Source organism: Streptomyces sp. NPDC055749, assembly GCF_053617235.1.
Map to the genome: position 1 here is coordinate 1 of NZ_JBSHFH010000055.1, position 23,994 is coordinate 23,994.

The window sequence follows — 23,994 nt, forward strand, 5'->3', positions numbered from 1 at the left end:
GTGCGCCTCCCACCGGTGGGAGGCGCACGGGCCGCCGTCGCGTCAGTGTGCGGCCTGTCAGCAGATGCGCGTACGGCTCTCCATGGCCTGGCGCGCGGTGTGCTCGTCCCCGTACACCTCGCACATGTGGCGGCCGTCCGGCGTCGCCGTGTGCTCGACCACCCACAGGCAGGTCTCGCGGCCGTCCAGGAGCAGGAACGCGTGCTCGTAGAGCGTGAAGCCGGCGTCCCGACCCTCGACACGGCACTGGCGCCCGAAGATCTGGGTGATGTGGTGGGCGAACGCGGCCCGCAGCAGACGAGCGGTCCCCTCGCCAGGCCGGTCGCTGTTCTCCGCGCGGCGCAGGACGCGGCGCGCGTGGTCCGCCGAGTTGTCCGGGGCGTACATCCGGGGCAGCGGGACCGGGGGAGCGGACATCAGGACCGTGAGGATCTCCATGTCGCCGTGCGTGGTCTCGTCACCGAAGGCCGGGGCGTCGGAGAAACTGCCGGCCAGTCGCACCGCCGCCACGTGCGCGTCGGCCTCGTCGTCGTACAGCTCGTGGCGGCGGGGGGCCGTGATGTCCCGGCCGCTGCTGTGCACCAGCTCCCAGAGCGTGAGCGCGGAGCCGTCGGGCAGCAGATAGGTGTGCCGGTACGTCTCGCGGTGCAGCACCGAACTGTGGTGGGAGGAATGCAGGGAGCTGCTGTGCGCCAGCGCGCTGCCGAGCCGGTCGACCGTGCTGTCGGGCAGGTCGAAGGAGTTGAGTGCCCGTCGCAGGAGTCGCTCGAGGTGCTGCTCGGTTGTCTCGTACGAATCGCTCAAGGTGCTGTCTCCAGGCCGTCGCCGCGTGTTACTTGATGCGTGCTTAACGTAGTCCCTGGGTCTGACATCGTGACCGGGGATCGGGAAAACGTAGGGCGCACGCAGAAAGTTCCCGGCGCTTTTCGGGCACTTCGGGTGAACTGCCTTGCCGTGGGGGCGAGTCGGGCCCCCCGGGCGGCCCCTTCCGGGCGCCGATGGGCGCGCGGCTGCCGCGAGACCCCCGGGCGACGCGCTCACCCGGTAAACACCTAAAACAGGGCCAAGCGCTCTATACGGTCATACGGTGGCCCGGTGACCGAGCCACCTGAAACTTCCGCCGAGCAAGCGGCCGCCGGGGCCCGTACGGGGTCTCCCGGCGCGGCCGACGTCCGGCCGCCCGTCCCCGGCCCGGAACGGCCCGAGGCGGCCGGCGCTCTCCGCTCCGTCACCGCACGCGCGACCGCGGCAGGCATCGCCGTATCCGTTCTCTTGATCATCGCGATCGTGTTCGGCAGCCGCATGCTGCGCAACTTCGACTCGGCTCTCCTCCCGTACGCCGTGGCCTCCGTCTTCCTCGCCTTCGGGGTCGCCTACCGCTACACGGTCTGGATCTCCGCGCCCGGCGCCCGACGCCTCTTCAAACAGGGGTGGCGCAGCCTCTTCTCCGCCGACAACTTCCGCAAGGCCCCGACCGCCCTGCCGAAGATGATCGCCACCTATCTGGGCTTCCAGAAATTCCTCGGCGCCAGGTCGCACGCCCGCTGGGCGGCCCATCAGCTGATCTTCTGGGGCTGCATCCTGGCCGCCCTGATCACCTTCCCGCTGACCTGGGGCTGGTTCACCTTCACCTCGGGCAGCGGCTCGGGCCCCGGCTACGAGATGCGGATCTGGGGCTTCAAGGTCCTCGGCTTCGACGCGCTGAACATCCTGGGCTGGCTGATGTTCCACGGCCTGGACATCGCCGCCGTGCTCGTCATCCCCGGCGCCTCGTACTTCCTCTGGCGCCGGATGAAGGACCGCGGCGCCATCACGGGCCAGCGCTTCGCCTACGACCTGGTGCCGCTGATCGCCCTCATCGTCATCTCCGTCACCGGCCTGCTGCTCACCTTCTCCTCGATCTTCCTGCACGGCGGCGGCTACCAGTTCCTGGCGATCCTCCACATGGTGTCGGTGGTCTTCACCCTCATCTACATCCCGTTCGGGAAGTTCTTCCACATCGTGCAGCGCCCGGCGGCCGTCGGAATGCAGCTGTTCAAGTACACCGGGCGCAAGGACGACAAGGTCTTCGTCTGCCGCCGCTGCGAGGAACCCATCGACACCGCGCCGTACGTCGAGAACCTGCGCGGCACCATGCGCGATCTCCGGCTCGGCTTCGACGAATGGGCCGAGTACTGCCCGCGCTGCAAGCGGGTGCTGCGCGGCAGCGCCTATCTCTCCCAGGTCAAGAAGGGCTTCAAGTGACCGCGGATACGCCCGCCGCCGACCGTCGTACGTTCATCCCCCTCGACCCCTCCCTGGCGCCGCCGGGCACCCGCGGTTTCCGCGACGCGGGCGGGATCCCGGCCGACCAGTGGCACGCCGACCAGAACGGCGAGACGCTCGTCCCCACACACTGCTGCTTCTGCGGGGTCCAGTGCGGGATGTATCTGCGCGTCGACCGCGGCGGCAAGGTCTTCGGTGTCGAACCCCGCAACCACGACATCAACCGGATGCGCCTGTGCCCGAAGGGCATCAACGCCTACCAGCAGGTCAACCACCCCGACCGGCTCACCGCCCCGCTCATGCGCCGTTCCCGTGACGAAGCCTTCCGCGAGGTCTCCTGGGACGAGGCGCTCGACTTCACGGTCTCCGAGATCAAGCGCATCCAGCTGGCCCACGGCAACGACGCCTTCGGACTCCTCGGCGGCGCCAGCCTCTTCTCCGAGAAGACGTATCTGGTCGGCAAATTCGCCCGGGTCGCGCTCAAGTCGCGGCACGTCGACTACAACGGCCGCCTCTGCATGGTGAGCGCCGCGGGCGCCAACAAGCTGGCGTTCGGCATCGACCGGGCGGGCAACCCCTTCTCCGACATCCTGCTCACCGACTGCCTGCTCATCGCGGGCTCCAACATCGGCGAGTGCTTCCCCGTGATGACCCAGTACGTGTGGGGAGCCCGGGACCGCGGGGCCAGCCTGATCGTCATCGACCCGCGCGAGACCGCGATCGCGCGCACCGCGGACATCCATGTCGCGCTCAAGCCCGGTACCGACTCGGCGTTCTTCAACTCCGTGCTCAACGTGGTCGTCGAGGAGGGCCTCACCGATACCGCCTACCTCGCCGCGCACACGACCGGCTGGGACGAGGTCCGCGCCAAGGCGGCCGAGTACCCGCCCGCCCGCGCCGCCCAGATCTGCGGCATCCCCGCCGAACAGATCGTCCAGGTCGCCCGGACCTTCGCCCGCGCCCCCAAGGCCATGGCCTGGCACGCCCGGGGCATCGAGCACCACTCGCAGGGCGTCGAGAACTGCCTGACCGTCATCAACCTCTGCGCGGCCACCGGCCACATCGGCAAACCGGGCGCCGGCTACGGCACCATCACCGGCCAGGGCAACGGGCAGGGCGGCCGGGAACACGGCCAGAAGTCCGACCTGCTGCCCGGCGGACGCTCGATCATGAACGAGGAGCACCGCAGGCAGATCTGCGAGATCTGGGGCATCGAGGAGTCCGAACTCCCGCCCGCGGGCACCTCGATGATGGAAATGGTCTGGCAGATGCAGCGCCGCGAGATCCGCGGACTGATCGGCATCTGCAACAACCCCTTCGTCTCCCTCCCCAACTACAAGGTGGTCAAGGAGGGGTACGACGCCACGGAATTCCATGCCCAATTCGATTTCTTCCTCTCCGAGACCGCTGCCAACGCGCATGTCGTCTTCCCCGTCACCACCTGGGCCGAGGACGAAGGGGTGATGGCCAACGCCGAGGCCCGCGTGGTCAAGCACAACAAGGCCCAGGACCCGCCGCCCGGTGTACGGACCGACACCTGGGTGATGTGCGAGCTCGCCCGGCGGCTCGGCGCGGGCGACAAATTCGCCTTCGCCGACTCCCGCGAGGTCTTCGACGAACTGCGGATCGCCTCCGCGGGAACGGTCAACGACTACTACGGCATCACCTACGAACGGCTGGAGGAGACCGGCGGCATCGCCTGGCCCTGCCCCTCCACCGACCACCCCGGCACCCCCCGGCTCTTCGAGGACGGGAAGACCTACCACCCCGACGGCAAGATCCATATGCAGGTCGTCGAGTGGCACCCGCCGATGGACCCGTACGACGAAGAACACCCCATGTCACTGACCACCGGCCGCACCGTCGCCCACTTTCTCTCCGGCAACCAGACCCGCCGTCTGGGCGCCCTCGTCGAACAGACCCCGCGCCCCTGGGCGGAGATCCACCCCTCCCACGGCTTCCGCAACGGTGAACCCGTCCGCGTCGTGACCCGCCGCGGCAGCGAGGTCTTCCCCGCCCTGGTCACCGAGGCGATCCGCCCCGACACCGTCTTCATCCCCTACCACTGGCCGGTCCCCACCGCGGCGAACGCCCTCACCATCGACGCCCTGGACCCCCGCTCCAAGATCCCCGAGTACAAGGTCTGCGCCTGCCGCATCGAGCACGCCGCCGAGATCGACGAGGTCCCCGCACCGCCCGTCGCACCCGGGCACGTCGCCTACCCGGAGACCCAGGTCTCCCGTACTGATCCGTTGCCGCCCTCGGCCCCCCAGGGCCGTGGCACCTCGGAGAGGAGCTGAGCCCGCATGATGGGCAGGACGATCTTCATCGACCCCGGCCGCTGCATCGGCTGCCAGGCGTGTGTCTCCGCCTGCCGCGAGTGCGACTCGCACCGCGGCAAGTCCATGATCCATCTCGACTACACCGACGAGGGCCAGTCGGTCGCCTCCCTTCCCACGGTCTGCATGCACTGCGAGGACCCCGTGGCCCCCTGCGCCGAGGTCTGTCCCGCCGACGCGATCCTGGTCACCGCGGACGGGGTGGTGCAGCAGGCCGACACCACCCGCTGCATCGGCTGCGCCAACTGCGTCAACGCCTGTCCCTTCGGCGTCCCGAAGATCGACCTCCAGGCGAAGCTGCAGCTGAAGTGCAACCTCTGCTACGACCGCACCGCATACGGCCTCGCCCCCATGTGCGCCACGGTCTGCCCGACGGGTGCGCTCTTCTACGGAACCCTTGAGGAGCTCCAGGCGGAGCGCCCAGGCGTGCAGGTCGCCGACACCTTCGTCTTCGGCGAGACCGAGGTCCGCACCGGGGTGGCCATGGTCGTCCCCGCGGAGAAGGTCCAGTGGCCCGTGCCCGGCGGGCTGCCCGTCGTCGAGATCAACGGTAAGGACGTCCGCCGATGAGCGTCACCGACCAGCACCCCGGCGGCGACCGGCGTACCGGCGACGAGCGCGACGCCCTGCACGACAGGATCGCCGCCGACTCCCTCACCACCCGGCGCGACTACCTCCGGATCGTCACCACCGTCTCCGGCGGTCTCGCGATCGGCGGGCTCGGCGTGGCCGGCGGCATCCTGCACCGCCACGGCGACGAGGCCGACGGCAAGTCGCCCGAGCCGAAGCAGGTGGCCGAGCAGCTCCTGCCCGGTGAGTCCCTCGCCTTCCGGTATCCGGGGGACGAGGACCGGGCGGTCGCCGTGCGGCTCAACGACGGCACCCTCGTCGGCTACTCCGCGATCTGCACCCATCTCGCCTGCGCCGTGCTCTGGCGCAAGGACCGGGGTACGGAGGGCGAGCTGTACTGCCCCTGCCACGAGGGCGTCTTCGACGCCAGGACCGGCGAGGTCGCCGCGGGCCCGCCGCCGCGCGGACTGCCCAAGGTGGTGCTCACCGAGCGGACCGACGGAAGCGTGTGGGCCATCGGGACGACCCGCTCCGGCGAAAGCATCGAGGACGGTCTGTGCCGGCAGATCGGCAAGGACGACCCCGGTCTCGCCGCCCGTATCGGCTGCCCCGGCACCAACGGCGGCGCCGAGGCACCACCCGAGGCCGCGTCGTCCCGCGCCGACGCCACCGAAGCCGAGACCTCTGCCGGGCGGACGACATGACAGAACCCCACCAGCCACCCGACCCGCAGAGCCCGCAGGACCCACGGAGCCCGCAGAGCCCACAGAGCCCACAGAGCCCGCAGCCGTCGCAGGGACCGCGATACCCGGAGTACCACCCGGGCAGCGCCCGCCCCGAGCTGAACCGGCCCGTCCGGGAGCGGTATCCGCAGATCCGCCCCACCAGCGGATACGGCGACTCGCGGATCCGTCGCACCGGCCCGGGACCGGGCGCCGGAACCGACCAGGAACCCGAGCGCTCCTCGAAGCTGACCGCCCGGCTGACCCTCGCCATGACCGTGGTCATCGGCCAGCTCTGGGGCCTTACGGTCGTCGTCGACGAGTGGATGGAGGGCAACACCGGTACCGCATGGTGGGGTGCCGGCTTCCTCTGCCTCTCGTTCGTCGTGGTTCTCGGACTGTGGCTGCTCGACCCGAAGGACCGTTGACCACCGCCGTATCCTGGACATATGAGCACCGCCCCCGCCCACGGACCGCGAGATTCGAAGCCGCACCAGCCGCAGGACCAGCCGCCCTCGCAGGCGTCCCAGCCCAAGCCGGCTCTTGTCTTCGACGATCCGTTGGACCGGCAGTCCTCGGACGACACGGACCGAGGGTGGGGTGAGCGGACTCCGAGCGGCGGCAGCGCCGCGGATCTGGCACGCTTCCTCGACGAGAAGCCGCCCCACCACATCTGAGCCCCGCCGCCGCGCCCTTCCCCGCACGCTTCCTACTCGCCGGTCCCCCTGCCCGGGGCCGTGCCGCCCGTGCCACCTGTGCCGCCCGTCGCACCGCCGTCGCCCCCGGCGCCCCGCTGTGCCACGAGCGCGTCCCGGATCTCCTTCAGCACCTCCAGCTCGCTGACCTCCAGGGTCTCCTGCACACCTTCCTTGGCGGCCTGCGCGGCTGCCCGCCGCGCCAGGTACTGCGCCATCGGCAGGACCATCAGGAAGTAGACGACGGCGGCCGTGATCAGGAAGCTGAGCGCCGCGCTGAGCACCGACCCCCACAGGATCTCGATGCCCTCCGTCGCACCCGTCTCCGGATTCGTGGTGCAGGGATCCTCCAGGCAGAAGGTGTACTCCTCCAGGCCCTGGGTGCCGAACGCGCCGACCAAGGGGTTGATGAGTCCCTTGACGACCGCGTTCACCACATTGGTGAACGCCGCGCCGATGACGACGGCGACCGCCAGATCGATGACATTGCCGCGCGTCAGGAAGGCTTTGAAGCCCTCGATCAGGCTGACCTTCTTCTTCTCGCTCACGAGTGAGATGTCCTTCGTATGTGCCGTAAGGGGAGCAAACCGCTCCGCAACCTAAGGCGCCTGAAGGCGACACTGTCCAATTCATCTTTTCTAACAGGTGACTTGGCAGAACATCAGTGCGCATGGGCCACCGCCACCGCCAGTCGTCCCGAGACCCCGGCGCCGGCCAGCGCTGTTGCGGTCTCACGCTCCACGGAGAGCACGACCAGCGCGCCCCCTCCCGAGTCCGGCCCGTCGTCCGTGCGCGGCACGGACGCCACGCGCACCCCTTTCGCCACCACGCGCGCATCGGAATCCGCGTCGTCGGCGGCGATCACGTCGACGCGGTCGCCGGGCCGCAGCAGCCGGACCGTGGCCGCGTCGGCGATCCGTACCGGCGCCGACACCAGACGCACGGCCTGTCCGGCAGGCCCCGAGGCGGCAGGCCCCGAGGTTGCAGGTCCCGAAGCGTCAGGGGCCGAGGCGGCCGGCCCCGAAGCACCCAGCCCCGAAGCGGCCAGCGCGGCAGCCGTCAGCGCGAGCCCGGCAGCCATGGCGCGGCGTTGTCTCCGCAGCGCCCTCCGCAGCCGGTGCGCGGCGCCCCCGCGCACCCGCAGCGGAGCGAACGGCGGCACCCCGCACGGTGCGGGGAGCGATGGAGTTCGTACATCGGGCCTGCGTACATCGGGCGTGGACGGGGACATGGCTGCACCACCTGCCGTCAGGGACATCCGCGCGGGACATCCGGAGGGAAGAACAACGAAGGGAGCCCGGCGGGCCGCCCCGCCGAACTCCCCTCACGATCCACCGTCCGAGAAAATCCCGCTCGGCCCTGTGGACAGCGCACAGCTTGTGGATATCTCCGACACCCACACGAGCTTTACGGCAGCTCGATCCCCGAATCGATCCCGTCCAGCACGTGCGCGCAGGCGCAGTCGCGGTCCCCGGTCTCCGGCAGCGCGGCCACCGCGTCGAACAGCACCGACCGCAGCCGGTCCACATTGGCGGCGAACACCTTCAGCACGTCCCCGTGGGAGACGCCCTCGCCGGCCTCGGCGCCCGCGTCCAGATCCGTCACCAGTGTCAACGTCGTGTAGCAGAGCGCCAGTTCACGCGCGAGCACGGCTTCCGGATGCCCGGTCATCCCGACCACCGACCAGCCCATCGCCGCATGGAAGCGCGACTCCGCCCGGGTCGAGAAGCGCGGTCCCTCGACCACGACCAGCGTCCCGCCGTCCACGGCGTCCCAGTCGTGACCGCGTGCCGCCGCGAGGGCCGCCTTGCGGCCCTGGGGGCAGTACGGATCGGCGAAGCCGAGGTGCACGACGTTCGGCTGCACGCCGTCGGCCCGGACCTCACCGTCGTAGTACGTCTGCGCGCGGGCCTTGGTGCGCTCCACCAGCTGGTCCGGTACGAGCAGCGTCCCCGGCCCGTACTCCGGCCGCAGTCCGCCCACCGCGCACGGACCGAGCACCTGGCGTACCCCGACGGAGCGCAGGGCCCACAGGTTGGCCCGGTAATTGATGCGGTGCGGCGGCAGGTGGTGGCCGCGGCCGTGGCGGGGCATGAACGCGACACGGCGTCCCGCGACCTCGCCCAGGAAGACCGAGTCACTGGGCGGCCCGTACGGAGTGTCCACGCGGACCTCGGTGACGTCCTCCAGGAAGGAGTACAGCCCCGAACCGCCGATCACACCGATCTCCGCGCCGCCCGCGTTCCCTGTTTCTGCATTAACCATGTGGTCACACTAGCCAGCGCACGGCACGAAAACCCCACCGATCCAATGATCGGCGGGGTCCCGTTGAAGTATGTCCGTACGAGGGCTAGGCGGCCGACGTACCACTCGACGAAGCCGACGCGGACGAAGCCGGTGCGGACGACGAGGAAGAGGACGACGAAGAAGCCGTCGACTTCGAGTCCGAACCCGTCGAGGACGACGACGAGGACGAAGCGGAATCGGATGCCTTCGCGGGCGACGAAGCCGGCGTGCTGCTCGAAGACGAGCCACGGCTGTCGTTCCGGTAGAAACCGGAACCCTTGAAGACAATGCCGACCGCCGAGAACACCTTCTTCAGGCGTCCCTCGCAGCTCGGGCACACGGTCAGGGCATCATCGGTGAACTTCTGCACCGCCTCGAGGCCCTCGCCGCATTCGGTGCACTGGTACTGATAGGTCGGCACTTGCTCCTCCTGGCACTCTCACTCAATGAGTGCTAACGACGCTCCATACTGACGTATTCCGCTCGATCAGTCCACCGTGACCGGCTCGCGGTGACCGACACCACGTGCCACCAGACGTCCGGAGGCTTTCGGGGTGAGCCGTGAGCGCAGCGCCAGCAGGGTCGCCAGCGCCAGCACGGTCCCCACCAGCGGAACCAGGAACCCGGTGCTCGCGCCATGCCTGTCGGCGAGCTGTCCGGCCACTGTCACCGCAGCCGCCTGGCCGAGCGCGACAGCGCCCGTCAGCCAGGTGAACGCCTCGGTACGCGCCGACGCCGGAACCAGTGCGTCGACCAGCGTGTATCCGCTGATCAGCGCGGGTGCGATGGAGAGCCCGACCAGCAGGCCGAGCCCGGCGAGCAGCGGCACGGAGTGCACGGCCCACAGGCCGGACGCGGTCAGCGTCAGGGCCACGTATCCGATGACCAGCCGACGCCTGGGACTGCTCTTCCAGGCGATGGCGCCGCACGCGATTCCGGCCAGCATGTTGCCGGCGGCGAAGATCCCGTACAGCAGACCGTTCACTCCGGGACGGCCGATCTCCTCGGAGAACGCGGTCAGGGAGACCTGCATTCCGCCGAAGACCATGCCGATCCCGAGGAAGGTGATCGCGAGCACCCGGACGCCCGGTACGGAGAGGGCGGACCTGTGCGGGGCCGCGGCGGTGGCCGCGCTCCGCGGAGCGGGCTGGGTGGAGCGCTGTGCCGCGAAGAACAGACCGCCGACGAGCGTCAGCGCCGCTTCGGCGAGCAGACCGGCCGCCGGGTGCACGCCCGTGCACAGGGCGGTGGCGAGCACGGGTCCGACGACGAACGTGAACTCGTCCGTGACCGACTCGAACGCGGCGGCCGTCGACATCAGCGGGGAGGCGGGGCGGCCGGGCGCTGCGCCCAGCACGGCGGCCCAGCGGGCCCGGACCATCGGTCCGACCTGCGGGATGGAGGCTCCGGTGGGCACTGCGGCGAGGAACAGCACCCACAGGGGTGCGTCGGCCAGCGCGAGCGCAGTCAGCGCCACCACGGAGGCGGCGTGCAGCACCACGCCGGGCAGCAGTACGGCCCGCTGTCCGAAGCGGTCGGCGAGCTTGCCGCCCTGCGGTGCGAACAGCGCCATGGAGACGCCGGAGACGGCCGCGACGGCGCCCGCGCTGCCGTACGAACCGGTGGTGTGCTGAACAAGGAGAACGATGCCGATGGTCAGCATCGCGAAGGGCTGCCGTGCGGCGAAGCCCGGGAGGAGGAAGGTCCACGCACCAGGGGTGCGCAGCAGCTGCCCGTAACCGGGGCGGTCGGAGACCGTGGACGCCACGGTCCATGCCTTTCTGCCGCCTGGTGGCTTGGCTCCTGCGGCACGTCCGCCACGCATGGGTGCGGGGCTCGTGCGGGAGCTGCCGAGAGCTGTCCTCTTCGCGCGGAACTGCGGTAGATGCCGGGCGGCTCGCTACAGAGGCGAAGGGACGCCACGACCGCCATACGGTCGCGCCAGCTCTGCGTCAGGCAGAGGTGGTCGATCAGGTTGGGTCGATGAGATTTCCTTCATGCTACAGGCAAGGGCGCCTGCGCGCCTGCGATTGCGTGCAGGTGCCCTTGCCTGGCCTGTGATCAGTGGTGCGCTTTCGTGGAGTCGGTCCGCTTGCCGCTCGCCACGGAGCCGAGGCCCTTGACGAGTTTCTTCCTCAGCTTCGACAGCTGCGGCATCTTCGTACCCCCGACCCGGGTCGATCCACCGGAACGCCCGGACCCGCCGGAACGCCCCGATCCGCCCGAGTGCCCGGGGCGGCCCGGTCCTCCCCGGGCCCTGGAGCGCGCCACGGCCCTGGAGCCGCCACCGCTCGCCCCGGAGTCGCCCGCGCCCAGCCAGCCGGCCAGCTTGCCGCCCTCGCCGACCGCCCGCAGCCGTGCCTCGGCCGCGTCGCGCACCGGATCGGTCGCCACCACCAGCAGTTCGTCGCGGCGGCGCAGCACCGTGGACGGTGCCGGTACGAAGCTCGTGCCGTCCCGGACCACGAGGGTGACCGCGGCCCCGGCGGGCAGGCGCAGCTCGCCGACCTCCACTCCGTGCATCTTCGACTCGGCCGGGATGGCCACCGACAGCAGGTGCCCGCGCAGCCGCTCCAGGGGCGCCGACTCGATGCCGAGGTCCGCCGCTTCGGACGGATCCTCCGAGATCTTCAGCGCCTTCGCGAGCCAGGGCAGGGTCGGCCCCTGGATCAGGGTGTAGACCACGACGAGGACGAAGACGATGTTGAAGACCCTGGTGCTGCCTTCGATCCCGGAGACCATCGGAATGGTCGCGAGAACGATGGGTACGGCGCCGCGCAGTCCGGCCCAGGACATCAGCGACTTCTCGCGTTTCGGGAGGCGGAACGGTGCCAGGCTGACGAAGACCGAGAGCGGTCGGGCCACCACCGTGAGGACCAGGCCCACCACCATCGCGGGCCAGAAGTCGTCGACCAGGTCGTGCGGTGTGACCAGCAGGCCGAGCAGCACGAACATGCCGATCTGGGCCAGCCAGCCGAGCCCGTCGGCGAAGCCGCGGGTGGCGGGCCAGTGCGGCAGCTTGGAGTTGCCGAGGACCATCGCCGCCAGATAGACGGCGAGGAATCCACTGCCGTGCGCCAGGGCGCCCGCCGCGTACGCCGAGACCGCGATGGCCATCACGGCGATCGGGTAGAGACCGGACGCGGGCAGCGCCACATGGCGCAGTCCGAAGGAGCCGAGCCAGCCGACCGCGAGACCGATGGCCGCGCCGATCGTCAGCTCCAGGGCTATCTCGCCGACGAGTACGTACCAGTGCTCCACGGGGCCTGCGGCGGAGAACGCCACCACGAGGATCACCACAGGGGCGTCGTTGAAGCCGGACTCGGCCTCCAGGACACCCGTTATCCGTGACGGCAGCGGCACCTTGCGCAGTACGGAGAAGACGGCGGCGGCGTCGGTGGACGAGACGACCGCACCGATGATCAGCGCCTGCCGCCACTCAAGGCCGACGAGATAGTGCGCCCCGGCCGCGGTGACGCCCACGCTGATGCCCACGCCGACGGTCGACAGCACGGCGGCTGCCGGAAGTGCGGGACGGATTTCCTTCCACTTGGTGCCCAGACCGCCCTCGGCGAGGATGACGACCAGTGCGGCGTAGCCGATCACCTGCGTCAGTTCCGCATTGTCGAAGTGGACGTCGAAGATGCCGTCCTGACCGATGGCGACACCGATGCCGAGGTACAGGAGCAGGCTTGGGAGCCCGCTGCGGGACGAGATGCGTACCGCCGCCACGGCGACGAGCAGAACGAGTGAGCAGACGAGCAGGAGTTCGTTGAGCGTGTGGACTGTCAGTGTCCGTCCCTTCCCTGCGTGCGCCTGCCGGACCGGTCGCCGGCGGTCGGTACTTCGTTACCTTACCTAATCTTTAACGTTTTCTTGATGCGTTCGAGTGTTCGTGCGAGCAGTGCGCATATGGATGCATCTCCATACCGCGTCCGAGTGGCTTCCAGGCTGCGCCTATGGTTGCTCCTGCACTCCCAGGACCACCCTGCCCCTCGAAGGACAGCGATGCCCGCCAACACAACCGCCTCTTCCGGTTCTTCCGATGCGAAGAAGCCCGGCAGGAAGAAGGGGCGACGCGCCCGCCTGTTCGTGATCGTCCTGGTGCTGGCGCTTGTCGCGGGTGTCGGATACGGCGCGTTCTGGTCCGTTTCCACGGTGCGGGCCTCGTACCCGCAGACAACCGGCTCGATCGAACTCGACGGTCTCGACGCCGATGTGGATGTCAAACGCGACGACTACGGAATCCCGCAGATCTACGCGGACTCCGACGCCGATCTGTTCCGCGCCCAGGGCTTCGTCCAGGCCCAGGACCGCTTCTGGGAGATGGACGTCCGCCGTCACATGACGTCCGGCCGGCTCTCCGAGATGTTCGGTTCCGGACAGGTGGAGACCGACGCCTTCCTGCGCACCCTCGGCTGGCGCCAGGTCGCGCAGGAGGAGTACGACACCGTCCTCGACGAGTCCACCAAGAAGAACCTCCAGTCGTACGCGGAGGGTGTGAACGCGTACCTGAAGGGCAAGGACGGCAAGGACATCTCCGTCGAGTACGCGGCGCTGGGGCTGACCAACGACTACAAGCCCACCGAGTGGACCCCGGTCGACTCGGTCGCCTGGCTGAAGGCGATGGCCTGGGACCTGCGCGGGAACATGCAGGACGAGATCGACCGCTCCCTGATGACGAGCAGGCTGAGCGGGAAGCAGATCAAGGAGCTGTACCCGGACTACCCCTTCGACAAGCACCAGCCGATCGTCGAGCAGGGTGCGATCTCCCCGGTGACCGGAAAGTTCGACCCGGCCGCCCGGCCGTCGGACAGCATCGGCACCGGAGCCGGCACCGCGGCGGGCGCCACCGAGGGTGTCAGCACCCAGCTCGCCTCGCTCGCCGACACCCTCGACGAGATCCCCGCGCTGCTCGGCCCGAACGGCAGCGGTATCGGATCGAACTCCTGGGTCGTCTCCGGCAAGTACACGACGACGGACAAGCCGCTCCTCGCCAATGACCCGCACCTGGCGCCGATGCTGCCCTCGCTCTGGTACCAGATGGGGCTGCACTGCCGGACCGTCTCGGCGTCCTGCCAGTACGACACCGCCGGCTACACCTTCTCCGGGATGCCCGGCGTCATCATCGGTCACAACCAGGACATCGCCTGGGGGTTCACCAACCTCGGCGCCGACGTCACCGACCTCTTCCTGGAGAAGGTCTCGGGCGACGGCTACCAGTACGACGGCAGGATGAAGCCCTTCACGACCCGCGAGGAGACCATCAAGGTCGCGGGCGGCAAGGACCGTCACATCACCGTCCGGGAGACCAACAACGGCCCGGTGGTCTCCGACCGCAGCAATGAGCTGGAGAAGGTCGGCCAGAAGGCCCCCGTGACCAACTCGGCCCCCGACCGCGCCGAGGGGTACGCGGTCGCCCTGAAGTGGACCGCGCTGGAACCCGGCAAGACCATGGACGCGGTGTTCGAGCTCAACCGCGCCAAGGACTTCAAGACCTTCCGGGCGGCGGCCGAGCACTTCGAGGTGCCTTCGCAGAACCTCATCTATGCGGACACCGAGGGCCACATCGGCTACCAGGCCCCCGGCAGGATCCCGGTCCGGATCAACGGTGACGGCAGGCTGCCCAGCCCCGGCTGGACCTCGGAGTACGGCTGGAAGAAGGAGCCGGTCCCCTTCGACAAGCTGCCCTACGAGTACGACCCGGAGCGCGGCTACATCGTCACCGCCAACCAGGCCGTCATCGACGAGAAGTACCCGTACATGCTCACCAAGGACTGGGGATACGGCGCCCGCAGCCAGCGGATCAACGACCTGATCGCGAAGAAGATCGGCGGCGGCGAGAAGATCTCGACCGACGACATGCAGAAGATGCAGATGGACAACAGCAGCGAGATCGCCGCCCTGCTGGTGCCCAAGCTGATGAAGATCGGTGTCTCCGACAAGCACGTCCGCGAGGCGCAGAAGCTGCTGGAGGGCTGGGACTACATCCAGGATTCCGACTCGGCGGCTGCCGCGTACTTCAACGCCGTCTGGCGCAACATCCTCAAGCTGGCCTTCGGCGACAAGCTCCCCAAGGAACTGCGCGCCGAGGGCGACTGTCTGAACGTGCCGCCGGCCAAGAGCACGGGCCCCTTGGACGAGCAGAAGAAGCTCGTACGCGAATGTGGTCAGCGTGACGCGGACTCGGCGCAGCCGGACGGCGGAGACCGCTGGTTCCAGGTCGTCCAGAACATCGTGAACGACACGGACAACGAGTGGTGGAAGGTGCCCGCCAAGGGCCGCGAAGAGGCGCTGGAGAGCCGCGACGACCTCTTCGGGCGTGCCATGGAGGACGCCCGCTGGGAGCTGACCGCCAAGCTCGGCAAGGACATGTCCACCTGGAGCTGGGGACGGCTGCACCAGCTGACCCTGAAGAACCAGACCCTCGGTACCGAAGGCCCCGGTCTTCTCCAGCGGGCCCTCAACCGGGGCCCGTGGAACCTGAGCGGCGGCGAGGCCACGGTCAACGCCACCGGCTGGAACGCGGCGGGCGGCTACGAGGTCATCTGGGTGCCCTCGATGCGTATGGTCGTCAACGTGGGGGACTGGGACAAGTCCCGCTGGATCAACCTGACCGGCGCCTCCGGGCACGCGTTCAGCTCGCACTACACCGATCAGACCGACAAGTGGGCCGACGGTGAACTGCTCGACTGGTCCTTCGGTACGGACGCGGTGCAGCAGTCCACGGTCGACACACTGACGCTCAAAAAGCCTTAGCGCCTCCCGGTGAAGCGCCGCGCTTCGGCCGGCGTCACCACAGCGTCCACGGGGTGGTCGTGCGGTTCCTCCGGAACCAGCGCGACCACCTCGTTCGCGTACAGCAGGACCACCAGCGCCGGATGCGCCCCGGCAGCCGACAGCCGGGCCAGCACCCGGTCGTAACTGCCACCGCCCCGCCCCAGCCGCATCCCGCGCCCGTCCACCGCGAGACCGGGCAGCAGGACGGCGTCCGCGTCGAGTACGGCGGATGGCCCGAGGCGTACGCCGTCGGGTTCCCGCAGTCCGCGACCCGCCCGGACGAGATGCTCCGGTCCCTCGTACGCCGCCCAGTCCAGGTCGTTGTCGGGCAGCAGCACCGGCAGCAGGACCCGCACGCCCCGCGCGCGCAGCGCGTCGAGCAGCGCCCGGGTCCCGGGCTCGCGCCCCACGGACACATACGCGGCGACCGTCCGTGCTCCGGCCAGCTCCGGGAGTTCCAGCGCCGACGTCGCGAGAACCACGGCGGCGGCCTGCACGTCCTCCGAGGTCAGGAGGGCTCGGGCGGCCAGCAGTTCGCGTCGGAGGGACGCCTTTCCTGATGTTTCGTCATTCAACGGGCACTCACACTATTCTCGTACGGTCATAAATGAGTACAAAGTTAACCGGACGCTCACCTTCCGCCCATGTGCACGCGTTATGGTTCTGCGCATGACTCAGTCGCCCCCGAGGATCAGTAAGGCCGTCATCCCGGCCGCAGGTCTCGGCACACGTTTCCTGCCGGCCACGAAGGCCACTCCGAAGGAGATGCTGCCGGTCGTCGACAAGCCCGCGATCCAGTATGTCGTCGAAGAGGCCGTCGCAGCCGGTCTCTCCGACGTGCTGATGATCACCGGCCGCAACAAGCGTCCCCTCGAGGACCACTTCGACCGCAACTACGAACTGGAGAACGCGCTCACCCGCAAGGGCGACGGCGAACGGCTCTCCAAGGTCCAGGAGTCCAGCGACCTGGCCACCATGCACTACGTACGCCAGGGCGACCCGCGCGGCCTCGGCCACGCCGTGCTCTGCGCCGCTCCGCACGTCGGCGACCAGCCCTTCGCCGTTCTCCTCGGGGACGACCTGATCGACCCGCGCGACCCGCTGCTCTCCCGGATGGTCGAGATCCAGGAGCGTGAGGGCGGGAGCGTCGTCGCGCTGATGGAGGTCGACCCCGCCCAGATCCACATGTACGGCTGCGCGGCGGTGGACCCCACCGCCGACGGGGACGTCGTGCGTGTCACCGGCCTGGTGGAGAAGCCCGACGCGGCGGACGCGCCCAGCAACCTCGCGATCATCGGCCGGTACGTCCTGGACCCGGCCATCTTCGACATACTGCGTCACACCGAGCCGGGCCGCGGCGGCGAGATCCAGCTCACGGACGCGCTGCAGCTCCTGGCCGAGGACGAGAAGACCGGCGGCCCGGTGCACGGTGTCGTCTTCAAGGGCCGCCGCTATGACACCGGCGACCGCGGCGACTATCTGCGTGCCATTGTCAGACTCGCGTGCGAACGTGAAGACCTGGGACCGGACTTCCGGTCCTGGCTGCGCAGATATGTCACCGAGGAGATGTAACACCGTGAGCAGCACGATCTGGTCGGTGGACGAACACCTGGACGACATCCTGGGCTCGGTGAAGCCGCTCGAACCCATCGAGCTGCAGCTGCCCGACGCCCAGGGCTGTGTCCTGGTCGAGGACGTCATGGTGGAGGTCGCCCTGCCGCCCTTCGACAACAGTTCGATGGACGGCTACGCCGTCCGTATCGCCGATGTCGAGGGCGCCAGCGAGGAGTTCCCCGCCGTCCTCACCGTCATCGGTGATGTCGCCGCGGGAAGCGACGGACTGACCGACGATCAGGTCGTGGGCCCCGGCCAGGCCGCCCGCATCATGACCGGCGCCCCGCTGCCCCCGGGCGCCGAGGCGGTCGTCCCGGTCGAGTGGACCGACGGCGGTACGGGCGAGGGCCCGGCCGCCACCATGCGCGCCCACAGCGACGCCCCCGAGGGCGCGAGCGGCGAGGTCAGGGTCCACCGTCCCGTCGAGGCCCGCGCCCATGTCCGGGCCAGGGGCAGCGATGTGCAGCCCGGTGACCTGGCGCTGCGCGCCGGCTCGGTCGTGGGACCGCCGCAGATCGGGCTGCTCGCCGCGATCGGCCGGTCGACGGTGAAGGTGCGCCCGCGCCCCCGCGTCGTGGTCCTGTCCACCGGCAGCGAGCTGGTGCAGCCCGGCGAGGAGCTGTCCGGCGGCCAGATCTACGACTCCAACAGCTTCGCGCTGACGGCCGCGGCCCGGGACGCGGGAGCCATCGCGTACCGGGTCGGCGCCGTCACCGACGACGCCGAGACACTGCGGGCCACGATCGAGGACCAGCTGATCCGCGCCGACATCGTCGTCACCACCGGTGGCGTCAGCGTCGGTGCGTACGACGTGGTCAAGGAGGCGCTGTCCTCGGTGGGCGACGAGGACGAGCCGGGCAGCGGTATCGACTTCCGCAAGCTGGCCATGCAGCCCGGCAAGCCGCAGGGCTTCGGCTCGATCGGCCCCGACCACACCCCCCTGCTGGCGCTGCCGGGCAACCCGGTCTCCAGTTACGTCTCGTTCGAGCTGTTCGTCCGGCCCGCGATCCGCACCCTGATGGGCCTCGAAGACGTCCACCGGCCGACGGTCACCGCGACGCTCACAGTCGACAAGGCGCTCTCCTCGCCGGCCGGCAAACGCCAGTTCCTGCGCGGGACGTACGACGCGGAGGCGGGCACCGTCACTCCCGTCGGTGGTTCCGGATCGCATCTGATCGCCGCGCTCGCCCAGGCCGACGCGCTGATCGTGCTGCCCGAGGACGTCACATCCGCCGAGCCCGGCACGGCGACCCAGGTCATCCTGCTCCGCTGACTCCCGCCCGGTGGCGGTACGGTGTCTGCCGCTGTGCCTTCCCGGGGGACACCCCCCGGACCCCCGGCCCGCACCACGGTGCGGGCCGAGCGGGCAACCGGCGCCCTACCGCTAGGCGGAGTTAGTTGAGTACGCAGAACAGGCTGACGCACATCGACGAGGCGGGCGCGGCCCGGATGGTCGACGTGTCCGACAAGGACGTCACCACGCGCGTCGCCCGGGCCAGTGGCCGGGTCCTCGTCTCGCCGCGCGTCATCGAACTGCTCAGGGGCGAGGGCGTACCCAAGGGGGACGCGCTCGCCACGGCCCGGATCGCCGGAATCATGGGCGCCAAGCGCACCCCGGACCTGATCCCGCTCTGCCATCCGCTGGCCGTCTCGGGTGTCAACGTCGATCTGAGCGTCGCCGACGACGCGGTGGAGATCACCGCCACGGTGAAGACGACCGACCGTACGGGCGTGGAGATGGAGGCACTTACCGCCGTCTCGGTCGCCGCGCTCACCGTCATCGACATGGTCAAGGCGGTCGACAAGGCCGCGGTGATCACGGACGTCAGGGTCGAGGCGAAGTCGGGCGGCAAATCAGGCGACTACCGGCGCCAGCCGTCGGAAGGGGTCGAGTCATGAGCGGCCCGGATACCGGCGGCGCGCCGACCGCCCCGTACACCGCACTTGTCGTCACCGCGTCGAACCGGGCCTCCGCCGGTGTCTACGCGGACAAGGGCGGCCCGATCATCGCCGAGGCCCTCGCCGGTCTCGGATTCACCGTCGAGGGGCCGCAGGTCGTCCCCGACGGCGATCCGGTGGAGGCCGCACTGCGCGCGGGAGCGGCAGCCGGGTACGACGTGATCGTCACCACCGGCGGTACGGGCATCTCGCCCACGGACGGCACCCCCGAGGCCACCCGCCGCGTCCTCGACCACGAGATCCCCGGCATCCCCGAGGCGATCCGCGCCGAGGGCCGTGACAAGGTCCCCGCCGCCGCGCTCTCCCGCGGCCTCGCGGGCGTCGCGAACGGCACCCTCATCGTGAACCTGCCGGGCTCCACCGGCGGTGTACGCGACGGGCTCGCGGTCCTGAGCCGGATCCTGGTGCACGCCGTCGACCAGCTGCGTGGCGGCGACCACCCCCGACCGGGGAGCCCGAGCTGAACGTCCCGACCTGGCCGGTGACCCTCCGCGACGGCGAGATCGTCCTGCGCCCCATAAAGATGCGCGACCAGCGCGTATGGCGTGAGGTCAACCGGCGCAACCGTGACTGGCTGCGCCCCTGGGAGGCGACCGTCCCGCCGCCCGCACCGGGCGGCCCGGTGGCGCACCGTCCCACGTACCGTCAGATGATCCGCCACCTGCGCTCGGAGGCGGGCGCGGGCCGGATGCTGCCCTTCGCGATCGAGTACGAGGGCGAGCTCGTCGGCCAGTTGACGGTCGCCGGGATCACCTGGGGTTCGATGTGTTCGGGTCATGTCGGCTACTGGGTCGACCAGGGGGTGGCGGGCCGGGGTGTCATGCCGACCGCGGTCGCGCTCGCGGTCGACCACTGTTTCCGCACCGTCGGACTCCACCGCATCGAGGTATGCATTCGCCCGGAGAACGCGCCCAGCCGGAGAGTTGTGGAGAAACTCGGATTCCGTCAGGAAGGGCTGCGGCCACGCTATCTCCACATCGACGGTGCGTGGCGGGACCATCTGATCTATGCGCTCACCGCGGACGAGGTCCCCGAGGGGCTGCTGCGGCGTTGGCACCGGTCGAGGCCCAGTACACCGCGCACGCCCCGTGAAATGAAATAAGTGTTCGAAATTGATCGCACTCTGACAGCTAACGAAGCCGCAAACGTCGACTGTTGATCTGAACAATCACAAAAAAAGTCCGTGATATCAGCTAGATCGTGCGACACACCGGGCCAATTGGCGGATGCCTCCGCGCAAACCCCTCTACGGTGTGAGCGTGAGCAGCAGCGGCCTCATCTACGCAGTCATCGTCGGGGCCTGGGCCGCCTACTTGGTGCCGATGTGGCTTCGCCGGCAGGACGAGCTCAACGAAGCACGTCCGACGGAACGCTTCAGCACCGCCATCCGGCTGCTGTCCGGACGGGCGGCCATGGAGCGCCGATACGCCAAGGAGCTGGAGGAGCGCACCTCCGAGGAGGCGACGCCCGACGTCGACCCGGACGCCGTCACGGACCGAATGGATTCCGTGGACGTCCGGGCCTTTGCCGCGCCTCCGGCGCACACCGAAGCCCGGATGCACGACCCGGCGCACGCTCCGGAGCGTGCGCCGGGCCGTCCGGCTCCGGAGCGCCAGGCGCCCGATCCCACGTCCGGGGAGCGCCGGGCGGCGCAGGAGCGCGCGGCGCAGGAGCGGCCCGCTCCCGTGAGGCGCCCGCGCACCTCCCAGGCGGATGCCGAGCGCGCCAGGCGGGCCCAGCGCTCGCAGGTCCTGGCCCGCCGTCGGCGTACCACCGTCGTCCTCTTCCTGGCCTTCACGCTCGGCGCGGTCGTCGCGGCGGTCGGCGGACTCGGCTTCCTGTGGGCACCCGCCGTGCCGGCCGTGCTGCTGAGCACGTACATCGTGCATCTGCGCGCCAAGGAGCGGCACCGGTTCGCCTTCACGATGGACCGGCGCCGGGCCGAGATCGCGGCCCAGCGGCTCCGCGAGAACCGCCCCCGCAGGCACCAGCCCGCGACGACGGCTCCCGCCGAGCCCGACGAGGAGCCCGAAGGGCGCCACTCCCAGCCGGAACCCACCCCCACCGTCTCCCCGCAGGAGGCCGGCCGCCGCGCGCTCGTCGAGCAGACGGACCACGCGGAATGGGTCGACCAGCAGCGCGAACGCGGCCGGGTCCAGGGCGACAGCTGGGAACCGGTCCCCGTCCCGCTCCCCACCTACGTCACCGCCCCGGTCGCCCCGCGCGCCACGGGCGGCGTCGAGGTCAACGACCCGGAGACGTGGAGCGCCGCGCGCTCCAGCACCGCGGAACCCACCCAGACGGGCACCTCGCACCCCGTCGCACCCCCGGTGGACCCGGCGCCACGCCAGCGCGGCAACCAGTCCCGCCGCAACCGCGACCGCGGCCGGACCCCGCTCTTCGACCAGTACGACGAGGGCGACCGCCCCCGCGCGGCCAACGAGTGAGACCCACGGGACGCCGACTCCGCTGACCAGCGGGGAACGGATTTCCAAGCACCCCTGTGGGGGTGCTAAAGTTTCACTCGTTGCAAGGGCCTGTGGCGCAGTCTGGTAGCGCACCTCGTTCGCATCGAGGGGGTCTGGGGTTCAAATCCCCACAGGTCCACCGCACGTCAAAGCCCCTACCGGGTTCACCTGGTAGGGGCTTTGAGCTGTTGTGCGGCAGTGGAGTGCAGCAAGCTGTCGCGACACAGGGTGAATGACTGAATGCGCCGAGTCGCCGCGCTTTCGAGACACCCCTCGCCTCGGCGCCCGCACTCGTCGGCCGGAATCCGTTTCATTGCGCACCAACTCGCCTTAGCATGCGTTGACTTGAGGTCAACGGGGGAGGGTGATGAGTGTGGAGCTGGCACCCGTTGTATTGATCGGATTGCTCTGTTGGGCGGGCTACACGCTGTTCGTGTGGATCCGCGGAGCCGTGCATAGGTGGCGGCTGCCCGCGCCGTCACTTGCTCCGGGCCAGTTGGAGATGTGTCAGGGGCAGGCATTCCGCGAGATCTGCCGGCGGGCCGTGGGCCCGCATTCGCACGTGAGGATGGCGGACTACTTCATCGAGCGAGGATGGAACCGGGCTGACGCGATGCGCATCCTGGACGAGCCGCTCAAGCACAAACTGATCAAGGTCAAGGGCTGGCGGTTCGGCGCGTACGGCGTGACGCGCAAGGGCTGGGCCGAATACGAGAGCAAGTTCCTCTGGACGGGAGACGGCGGAGTGCACATCTCCTCGGCAACGGGCGGCTTCGTCGTGGCGAACGTCAACAGCGCTCAAGCGGTGGCGCACGGCGGCTTCGGCAACCGTACGAACGCGGCGGACATCCCCCACCAGCGCCTGATCGACGCCCTGCAGGCGGACGCGGGCACTGCGACGCCCGATGAGGCGGTGCGGGCGCGGGAGTACGCCGACGACCTGGCCTCTGCCGTCGACGCGCAGGACGCCGACAAGACGGCCCGCATCCTCGGAAGGATCAACGCCCTCCTGTCCACCGCCACGGCCGCCTTCGCCCTGACCCGAGAACTGCTGCCGCCCGGCTCCTAGCGGAACGGAGCTTTCACTCAAATCACGCGACCGGGCGGGCGGGTTGTTTCTTCGGCGTGCTTCGCGCCCTGCGCTGCGTGCCGCTTCGGGGTGGCTACTCAGGTCTGGATGAGTCCGGATGAGTAGTGGGGGCGGGCTATCGGTCCGATGAAGATCCTGTTCGGATTCGACGAGTTCTGTCGGGCGGATTCCAGGCATGCCACCGGGTTCGCCGCTTTCCGCTGTTCTGTGTGACCGGCATCACAGTATGCACTTCCTTGTCTTCAGGTCATCATATGACCCGATCCCTACAGCGAGATGAGGAAGGCATGAACGACCAGGAGAGTCCGGTGCTGCCGCGCGTGGGCGTGGTGGGACTCGGGGCCATGGGGCTCGGCATGGCCCGCAGCCTGCGGGACGCGGGCTACGTCGTGGACGTCCACGACCGGCGGGCCGAGGTGGCGGCCGACTTCGCCCGTGAGGGTGGGACCGCGTTTGCCTCCGCCGGTGAGCTGGCGGCCGTCGTGGACGTCCTGGTCGGGGTGGTCGTCAGCGCCGCGCAGGTCGAGTCGGTGCTCTTCGGCGCCGACGGGGCGGCCGAGCGGTTGCGGCCCGGTTCCGTCTTCGTGATGTGTTCCACCGTCGATCCCGGCTGGTCCGCCGAGCTGGAAGGGCGCCTGGCGGAGATGGGCGTGCTCTACCTGGACGCGCCCATCTCCGGTGGCGCCGCGCGTGCGGCGGCCGGTGAGCTCACGATGATGACCTCGGGAGCCGCCGCGGCGTACGCGGTCGCCGGTCCGGTGCTGGACGCCATGAGCAGTACGGTCTACCGGTTGGGCGAACGCGCCGGACTCGGCTCGAAGGTCAAGATCGTGAACCAGCTGCTCGCCGGGGTGCACATCGCCGCGGCAGCCGAGGCGATGGCGCTGGGCATCAGGGCTGGCGTGCCGGCCGAGGCGCTGTATGAAGTCATCACGCACAGCGCAGGGAACTCGTGGATGTTCGAGAACCGCATGGCGCACGTGCTCGCCGGTGACTACACCCCGCTCTCCGCGGTCGACATCTTCGTCAAGGATCTGGGCCTCGTGCTCGACTCCGCCCGGCCGGAGAAGTTCCCGCTCCCTCTCGCCGCCACCGCCCACCAGATGTTCCTCCACGCGTCGGCGGCCGGTCTGGGCGCCGAGGACGACAGCGCGGTCATCAAGATCTTCCCGGGGATCGACCTGCCCGGGCAGGAGGAGGTCTGAC

At 69.7% G+C, this 23,994-nt stretch carries 23 protein-coding genes and 1 tRNA gene; 16 read left to right on the forward strand and 8 right to left on the reverse strand.

The features are described from left to right. Positions 1 to 57 precede the first annotated feature (57 nt). Positions 58 to 804 carry a DUF6227 family protein gene (locus ACWGO0_RS30460; protein WP_453542153.1) on the reverse strand — a complete coding sequence of 249 codons (747 nt, stop codon included), beginning with the start codon at positions 802 to 804 and terminating at the stop codon, positions 58 to 60. A gap of 291 nt (positions 805 to 1,095) precedes the next feature. On the opposite strand from ACWGO0_RS30460, the gene ACWGO0_RS30465 reads away from it, so the two are divergent. The 6 genes from ACWGO0_RS30465 to ACWGO0_RS30490 are packed head-to-tail and all read left to right on the forward strand — an operon-like array spanning position 1,096 to position 6,573. Then, on the forward strand, positions 1,096 to 2,244 hold the full coding sequence (locus ACWGO0_RS30465; RefSeq protein ID WP_453542156.1) for an MFS transporter: 1,149 nt from the start codon (positions 1,096 to 1,098) through the stop codon (positions 2,242 to 2,244). Further along, on the forward strand, positions 2,241 to 4,565 hold the full coding sequence (locus ACWGO0_RS30470; protein WP_453542159.1) for a molybdopterin oxidoreductase family protein: 2,325 nt from the start codon (positions 2,241 to 2,243) through the stop codon (positions 4,563 to 4,565). Before ACWGO0_RS30465 ends, ACWGO0_RS30470 begins: the two co-directional genes overlap by 4 nt. A 6-nt stretch (positions 4,566 to 4,571) precedes the next feature. Further along, positions 4,572 to 5,174, forward strand: a complete 603-nt coding sequence (locus tag ACWGO0_RS30475) for a 4Fe-4S dicluster domain-containing protein (protein ID WP_453542162.1) — start codon at positions 4,572 to 4,574, stop codon at positions 5,172 to 5,174. Further along, entirely contained in the window at positions 5,171 to 5,878 is a 708-nt protein-coding gene (locus ACWGO0_RS30480; RefSeq protein ID WP_453542165.1) for a Rieske (2Fe-2S) protein, read from the forward strand. Before ACWGO0_RS30475 ends, ACWGO0_RS30480 begins: the two co-directional genes overlap by 4 nt. Further along, entirely contained in the window at positions 5,875 to 6,324 is a 450-nt protein-coding gene (locus ACWGO0_RS30485) for a hypothetical protein (protein WP_453542168.1), read from the forward strand. The genes ACWGO0_RS30480 and ACWGO0_RS30485 overlap by 4 nt, the downstream gene beginning before the upstream one ends. 21 nt (positions 6,325 to 6,345) lie before the next feature. Then, the gene (locus ACWGO0_RS30490) at positions 6,346 to 6,573 is read left to right on the forward strand and encodes a hypothetical protein (RefSeq protein ID WP_453542171.1); all 228 of its coding nucleotides are present in this window, start codon (positions 6,346 to 6,348) and stop codon (positions 6,571 to 6,573) included. A gap of 32 nt (positions 6,574 to 6,605) precedes the next feature. Here the strand turns inward: ACWGO0_RS30490 and ACWGO0_RS30495 are convergent, their stop codons facing one another. From ACWGO0_RS30495 to ACWGO0_RS30520, 6 genes are all read right to left on the reverse strand, one after another. Next, positions 6,606 to 7,139: a large conductance mechanosensitive channel protein MscL gene (locus ACWGO0_RS30495; protein WP_453542174.1), complete on the reverse strand. Its 534-nt coding sequence runs from the start codon at positions 7,137 to 7,139 to the stop codon at positions 6,606 to 6,608. A 113-nt stretch (positions 7,140 to 7,252) separates the two neighbouring features. Beyond that, positions 7,253 to 7,822 carry an RcpC/CpaB family pilus assembly protein gene (locus ACWGO0_RS30500; RefSeq protein WP_453542177.1) on the reverse strand — a complete coding sequence of 190 codons (570 nt, stop codon included), beginning with the start codon at positions 7,820 to 7,822 and terminating at the stop codon, positions 7,253 to 7,255. A gap of 176 nt (positions 7,823 to 7,998) precedes the next feature. Next, entirely contained in the window at positions 7,999 to 8,856 is an 858-nt protein-coding gene (locus tag ACWGO0_RS30505) for an S-methyl-5'-thioadenosine phosphorylase (protein ID WP_453542180.1), read from the reverse strand. A gap of 85 nt (positions 8,857 to 8,941) precedes the next feature. Beyond that, a complete protein-coding gene (locus ACWGO0_RS30510; RefSeq protein WP_453542183.1) occupies positions 8,942 to 9,298 on the reverse strand; it encodes an FmdB family zinc ribbon protein in 357 nt (118 codons plus the stop codon). A 66-nt stretch (positions 9,299 to 9,364) separates the two neighbouring features. Next, the gene (locus ACWGO0_RS30515; protein WP_453542185.1) at positions 9,365 to 10,645 is read right to left on the reverse strand and encodes an MFS transporter; all 1,281 of its coding nucleotides are present in this window, start codon (positions 10,643 to 10,645) and stop codon (positions 9,365 to 9,367) included. A gap of 293 nt (positions 10,646 to 10,938) precedes the next feature. Next, a complete protein-coding gene (locus tag ACWGO0_RS30520) occupies positions 10,939 to 12,609 on the reverse strand; it encodes a potassium/proton antiporter (RefSeq protein WP_453542188.1) in 1,671 nt (556 codons plus the stop codon). A gap of 276 nt (positions 12,610 to 12,885) precedes the next feature. Between ACWGO0_RS30520 and ACWGO0_RS30525 the strand changes: the two genes are divergently transcribed. Further along, a complete protein-coding gene (locus ACWGO0_RS30525) occupies positions 12,886 to 15,636 on the forward strand; it encodes a penicillin acylase family protein (protein WP_453542191.1) in 2,751 nt (916 codons plus the stop codon). On the opposite strand, the gene ACWGO0_RS30530 is transcribed toward ACWGO0_RS30525, so the two are convergent. Continuing rightward, entirely contained in the window at positions 15,633 to 16,232 is a 600-nt protein-coding gene (locus ACWGO0_RS30530) for a 5-formyltetrahydrofolate cyclo-ligase (RefSeq protein WP_453542194.1), read from the reverse strand. The two genes, ACWGO0_RS30525 and ACWGO0_RS30530, sit on opposite strands and share 4 nt — an antisense overlap. Before the next feature lie 94 nt (positions 16,233 to 16,326). Here ACWGO0_RS30530 and galU point away from each other — a divergent pair, with 94 nt between their 5' ends. The 9 genes from galU to ltnD all read left to right on the forward strand — a co-directional run bounded on the left by galU (position 16,327) and on the right by ltnD (position 23,993). Beyond that, the gene (gene galU / locus ACWGO0_RS30535) at positions 16,327 to 17,229 is read left to right on the forward strand and encodes a UTP--glucose-1-phosphate uridylyltransferase GalU (protein WP_453542197.1); all 903 of its coding nucleotides are present in this window, start codon (positions 16,327 to 16,329) and stop codon (positions 17,227 to 17,229) included. 4 nt (positions 17,230 to 17,233) lie between these two features. Beyond that, positions 17,234 to 18,544, forward strand: a complete 1,311-nt coding sequence (glp, locus tag ACWGO0_RS30540; RefSeq protein ID WP_453542200.1) for a molybdotransferase-like divisome protein Glp — start codon at positions 17,234 to 17,236, stop codon at positions 18,542 to 18,544. A gap of 125 nt (positions 18,545 to 18,669) precedes the next feature. Next, the gene (gene moaC, locus ACWGO0_RS30545) at positions 18,670 to 19,170 is read left to right on the forward strand and encodes a cyclic pyranopterin monophosphate synthase MoaC (protein WP_453542203.1); all 501 of its coding nucleotides are present in this window, start codon (positions 18,670 to 18,672) and stop codon (positions 19,168 to 19,170) included. Continuing rightward, the gene (locus tag ACWGO0_RS30550; protein ID WP_453542206.1) at positions 19,167 to 19,694 is read left to right on the forward strand and encodes a MogA/MoaB family molybdenum cofactor biosynthesis protein; all 528 of its coding nucleotides are present in this window, start codon (positions 19,167 to 19,169) and stop codon (positions 19,692 to 19,694) included. The genes moaC and ACWGO0_RS30550 overlap by 4 nt, the downstream gene beginning before the upstream one ends. A 17-nt stretch (positions 19,695 to 19,711) precedes the next feature. After that, positions 19,712 to 20,332 carry a GNAT family N-acetyltransferase gene (locus tag ACWGO0_RS30555; protein WP_453542209.1) on the forward strand — a complete coding sequence of 207 codons (621 nt, stop codon included), beginning with the start codon at positions 19,712 to 19,714 and terminating at the stop codon, positions 20,330 to 20,332. Positions 20,333 to 20,489: 157 nt separating this feature from the next. Next, positions 20,490 to 21,677, forward strand: coding sequence for a divisome protein SepX/GlpR (sepX, locus tag ACWGO0_RS30560; protein WP_453542212.1), 1,188 nt, complete (start codon positions 20,490 to 20,492; stop codon positions 21,675 to 21,677). 86 nt (positions 21,678 to 21,763) lie between these two features. Beyond that, positions 21,764 to 21,837, forward strand: a tRNA-Ala gene (locus ACWGO0_RS30565). Positions 21,838 to 22,266: 429 nt separating this feature from the next. Next, positions 22,267 to 22,767 (forward strand): hypothetical protein, encoded by a 501-nt coding sequence (locus ACWGO0_RS30570; protein ID WP_453542215.1) that lies wholly within the window; start codon positions 22,267 to 22,269, stop codon positions 22,765 to 22,767. Positions 22,768 to 23,075: 308 nt separating this feature from the next. Continuing rightward, positions 23,076 to 23,993, forward strand: coding sequence for an L-threonate dehydrogenase (gene ltnD, locus ACWGO0_RS30575; RefSeq protein WP_453542218.1), 918 nt, complete (start codon positions 23,076 to 23,078; stop codon positions 23,991 to 23,993). Position 23,994 lies beyond the last annotated feature (1 nt).

Coding starts and splice junctions, on each gene's coding strand:
- ACWGO0_RS30475 (WP_453542162.1), top strand. CDS start 4,572: ATGATGGGCAGGACGATCTTCATCGACCCCGGCCGCTGCATCGGCTGC.
- ACWGO0_RS30480 (WP_453542165.1), top strand. CDS start 5,171: ATGAGCGTCACCGACCAGCACCCCGGCGGCGACCGGCGTACCGGCGAC.
- ACWGO0_RS30485 (WP_453542168.1), top strand. CDS start 5,875: ATGACAGAACCCCACCAGCCACCCGACCCGCAGAGCCCGCAGGACCCA.
- ACWGO0_RS30490 (WP_453542171.1), top strand. CDS start 6,346: ATGAGCACCGCCCCCGCCCACGGACCGCGAGATTCGAAGCCGCACCAG.
- ACWGO0_RS30500 (WP_453542177.1), bottom strand. CDS start 7,822: ATGTCCCCGTCCACGCCCGATGTACGCAGGCCCGATGTACGAACTCCA.
- ACWGO0_RS30505 (WP_453542180.1), bottom strand. CDS start 8,856: ATGGTTAATGCAGAAACAGGGAACGCGGGCGGCGCGGAGATCGGTGTG.
- ACWGO0_RS30525 (WP_453542191.1), top strand. CDS start 12,886: ATGCCCGCCAACACAACCGCCTCTTCCGGTTCTTCCGATGCGAAGAAG.
- galU (WP_453542197.1), top strand. CDS start 16,327: ATGACTCAGTCGCCCCCGAGGATCAGTAAGGCCGTCATCCCGGCCGCA.
- ACWGO0_RS30550 (WP_453542206.1), top strand. CDS start 19,167: ATGAGCGGCCCGGATACCGGCGGCGCGCCGACCGCCCCGTACACCGCA.
- ACWGO0_RS30570 (WP_453542215.1), top strand. CDS start 22,267: ATGGCGGACTACTTCATCGAGCGAGGATGGAACCGGGCTGACGCGATG.
- ltnD (WP_453542218.1), top strand. CDS start 23,076: ATGAACGACCAGGAGAGTCCGGTGCTGCCGCGCGTGGGCGTGGTGGGA.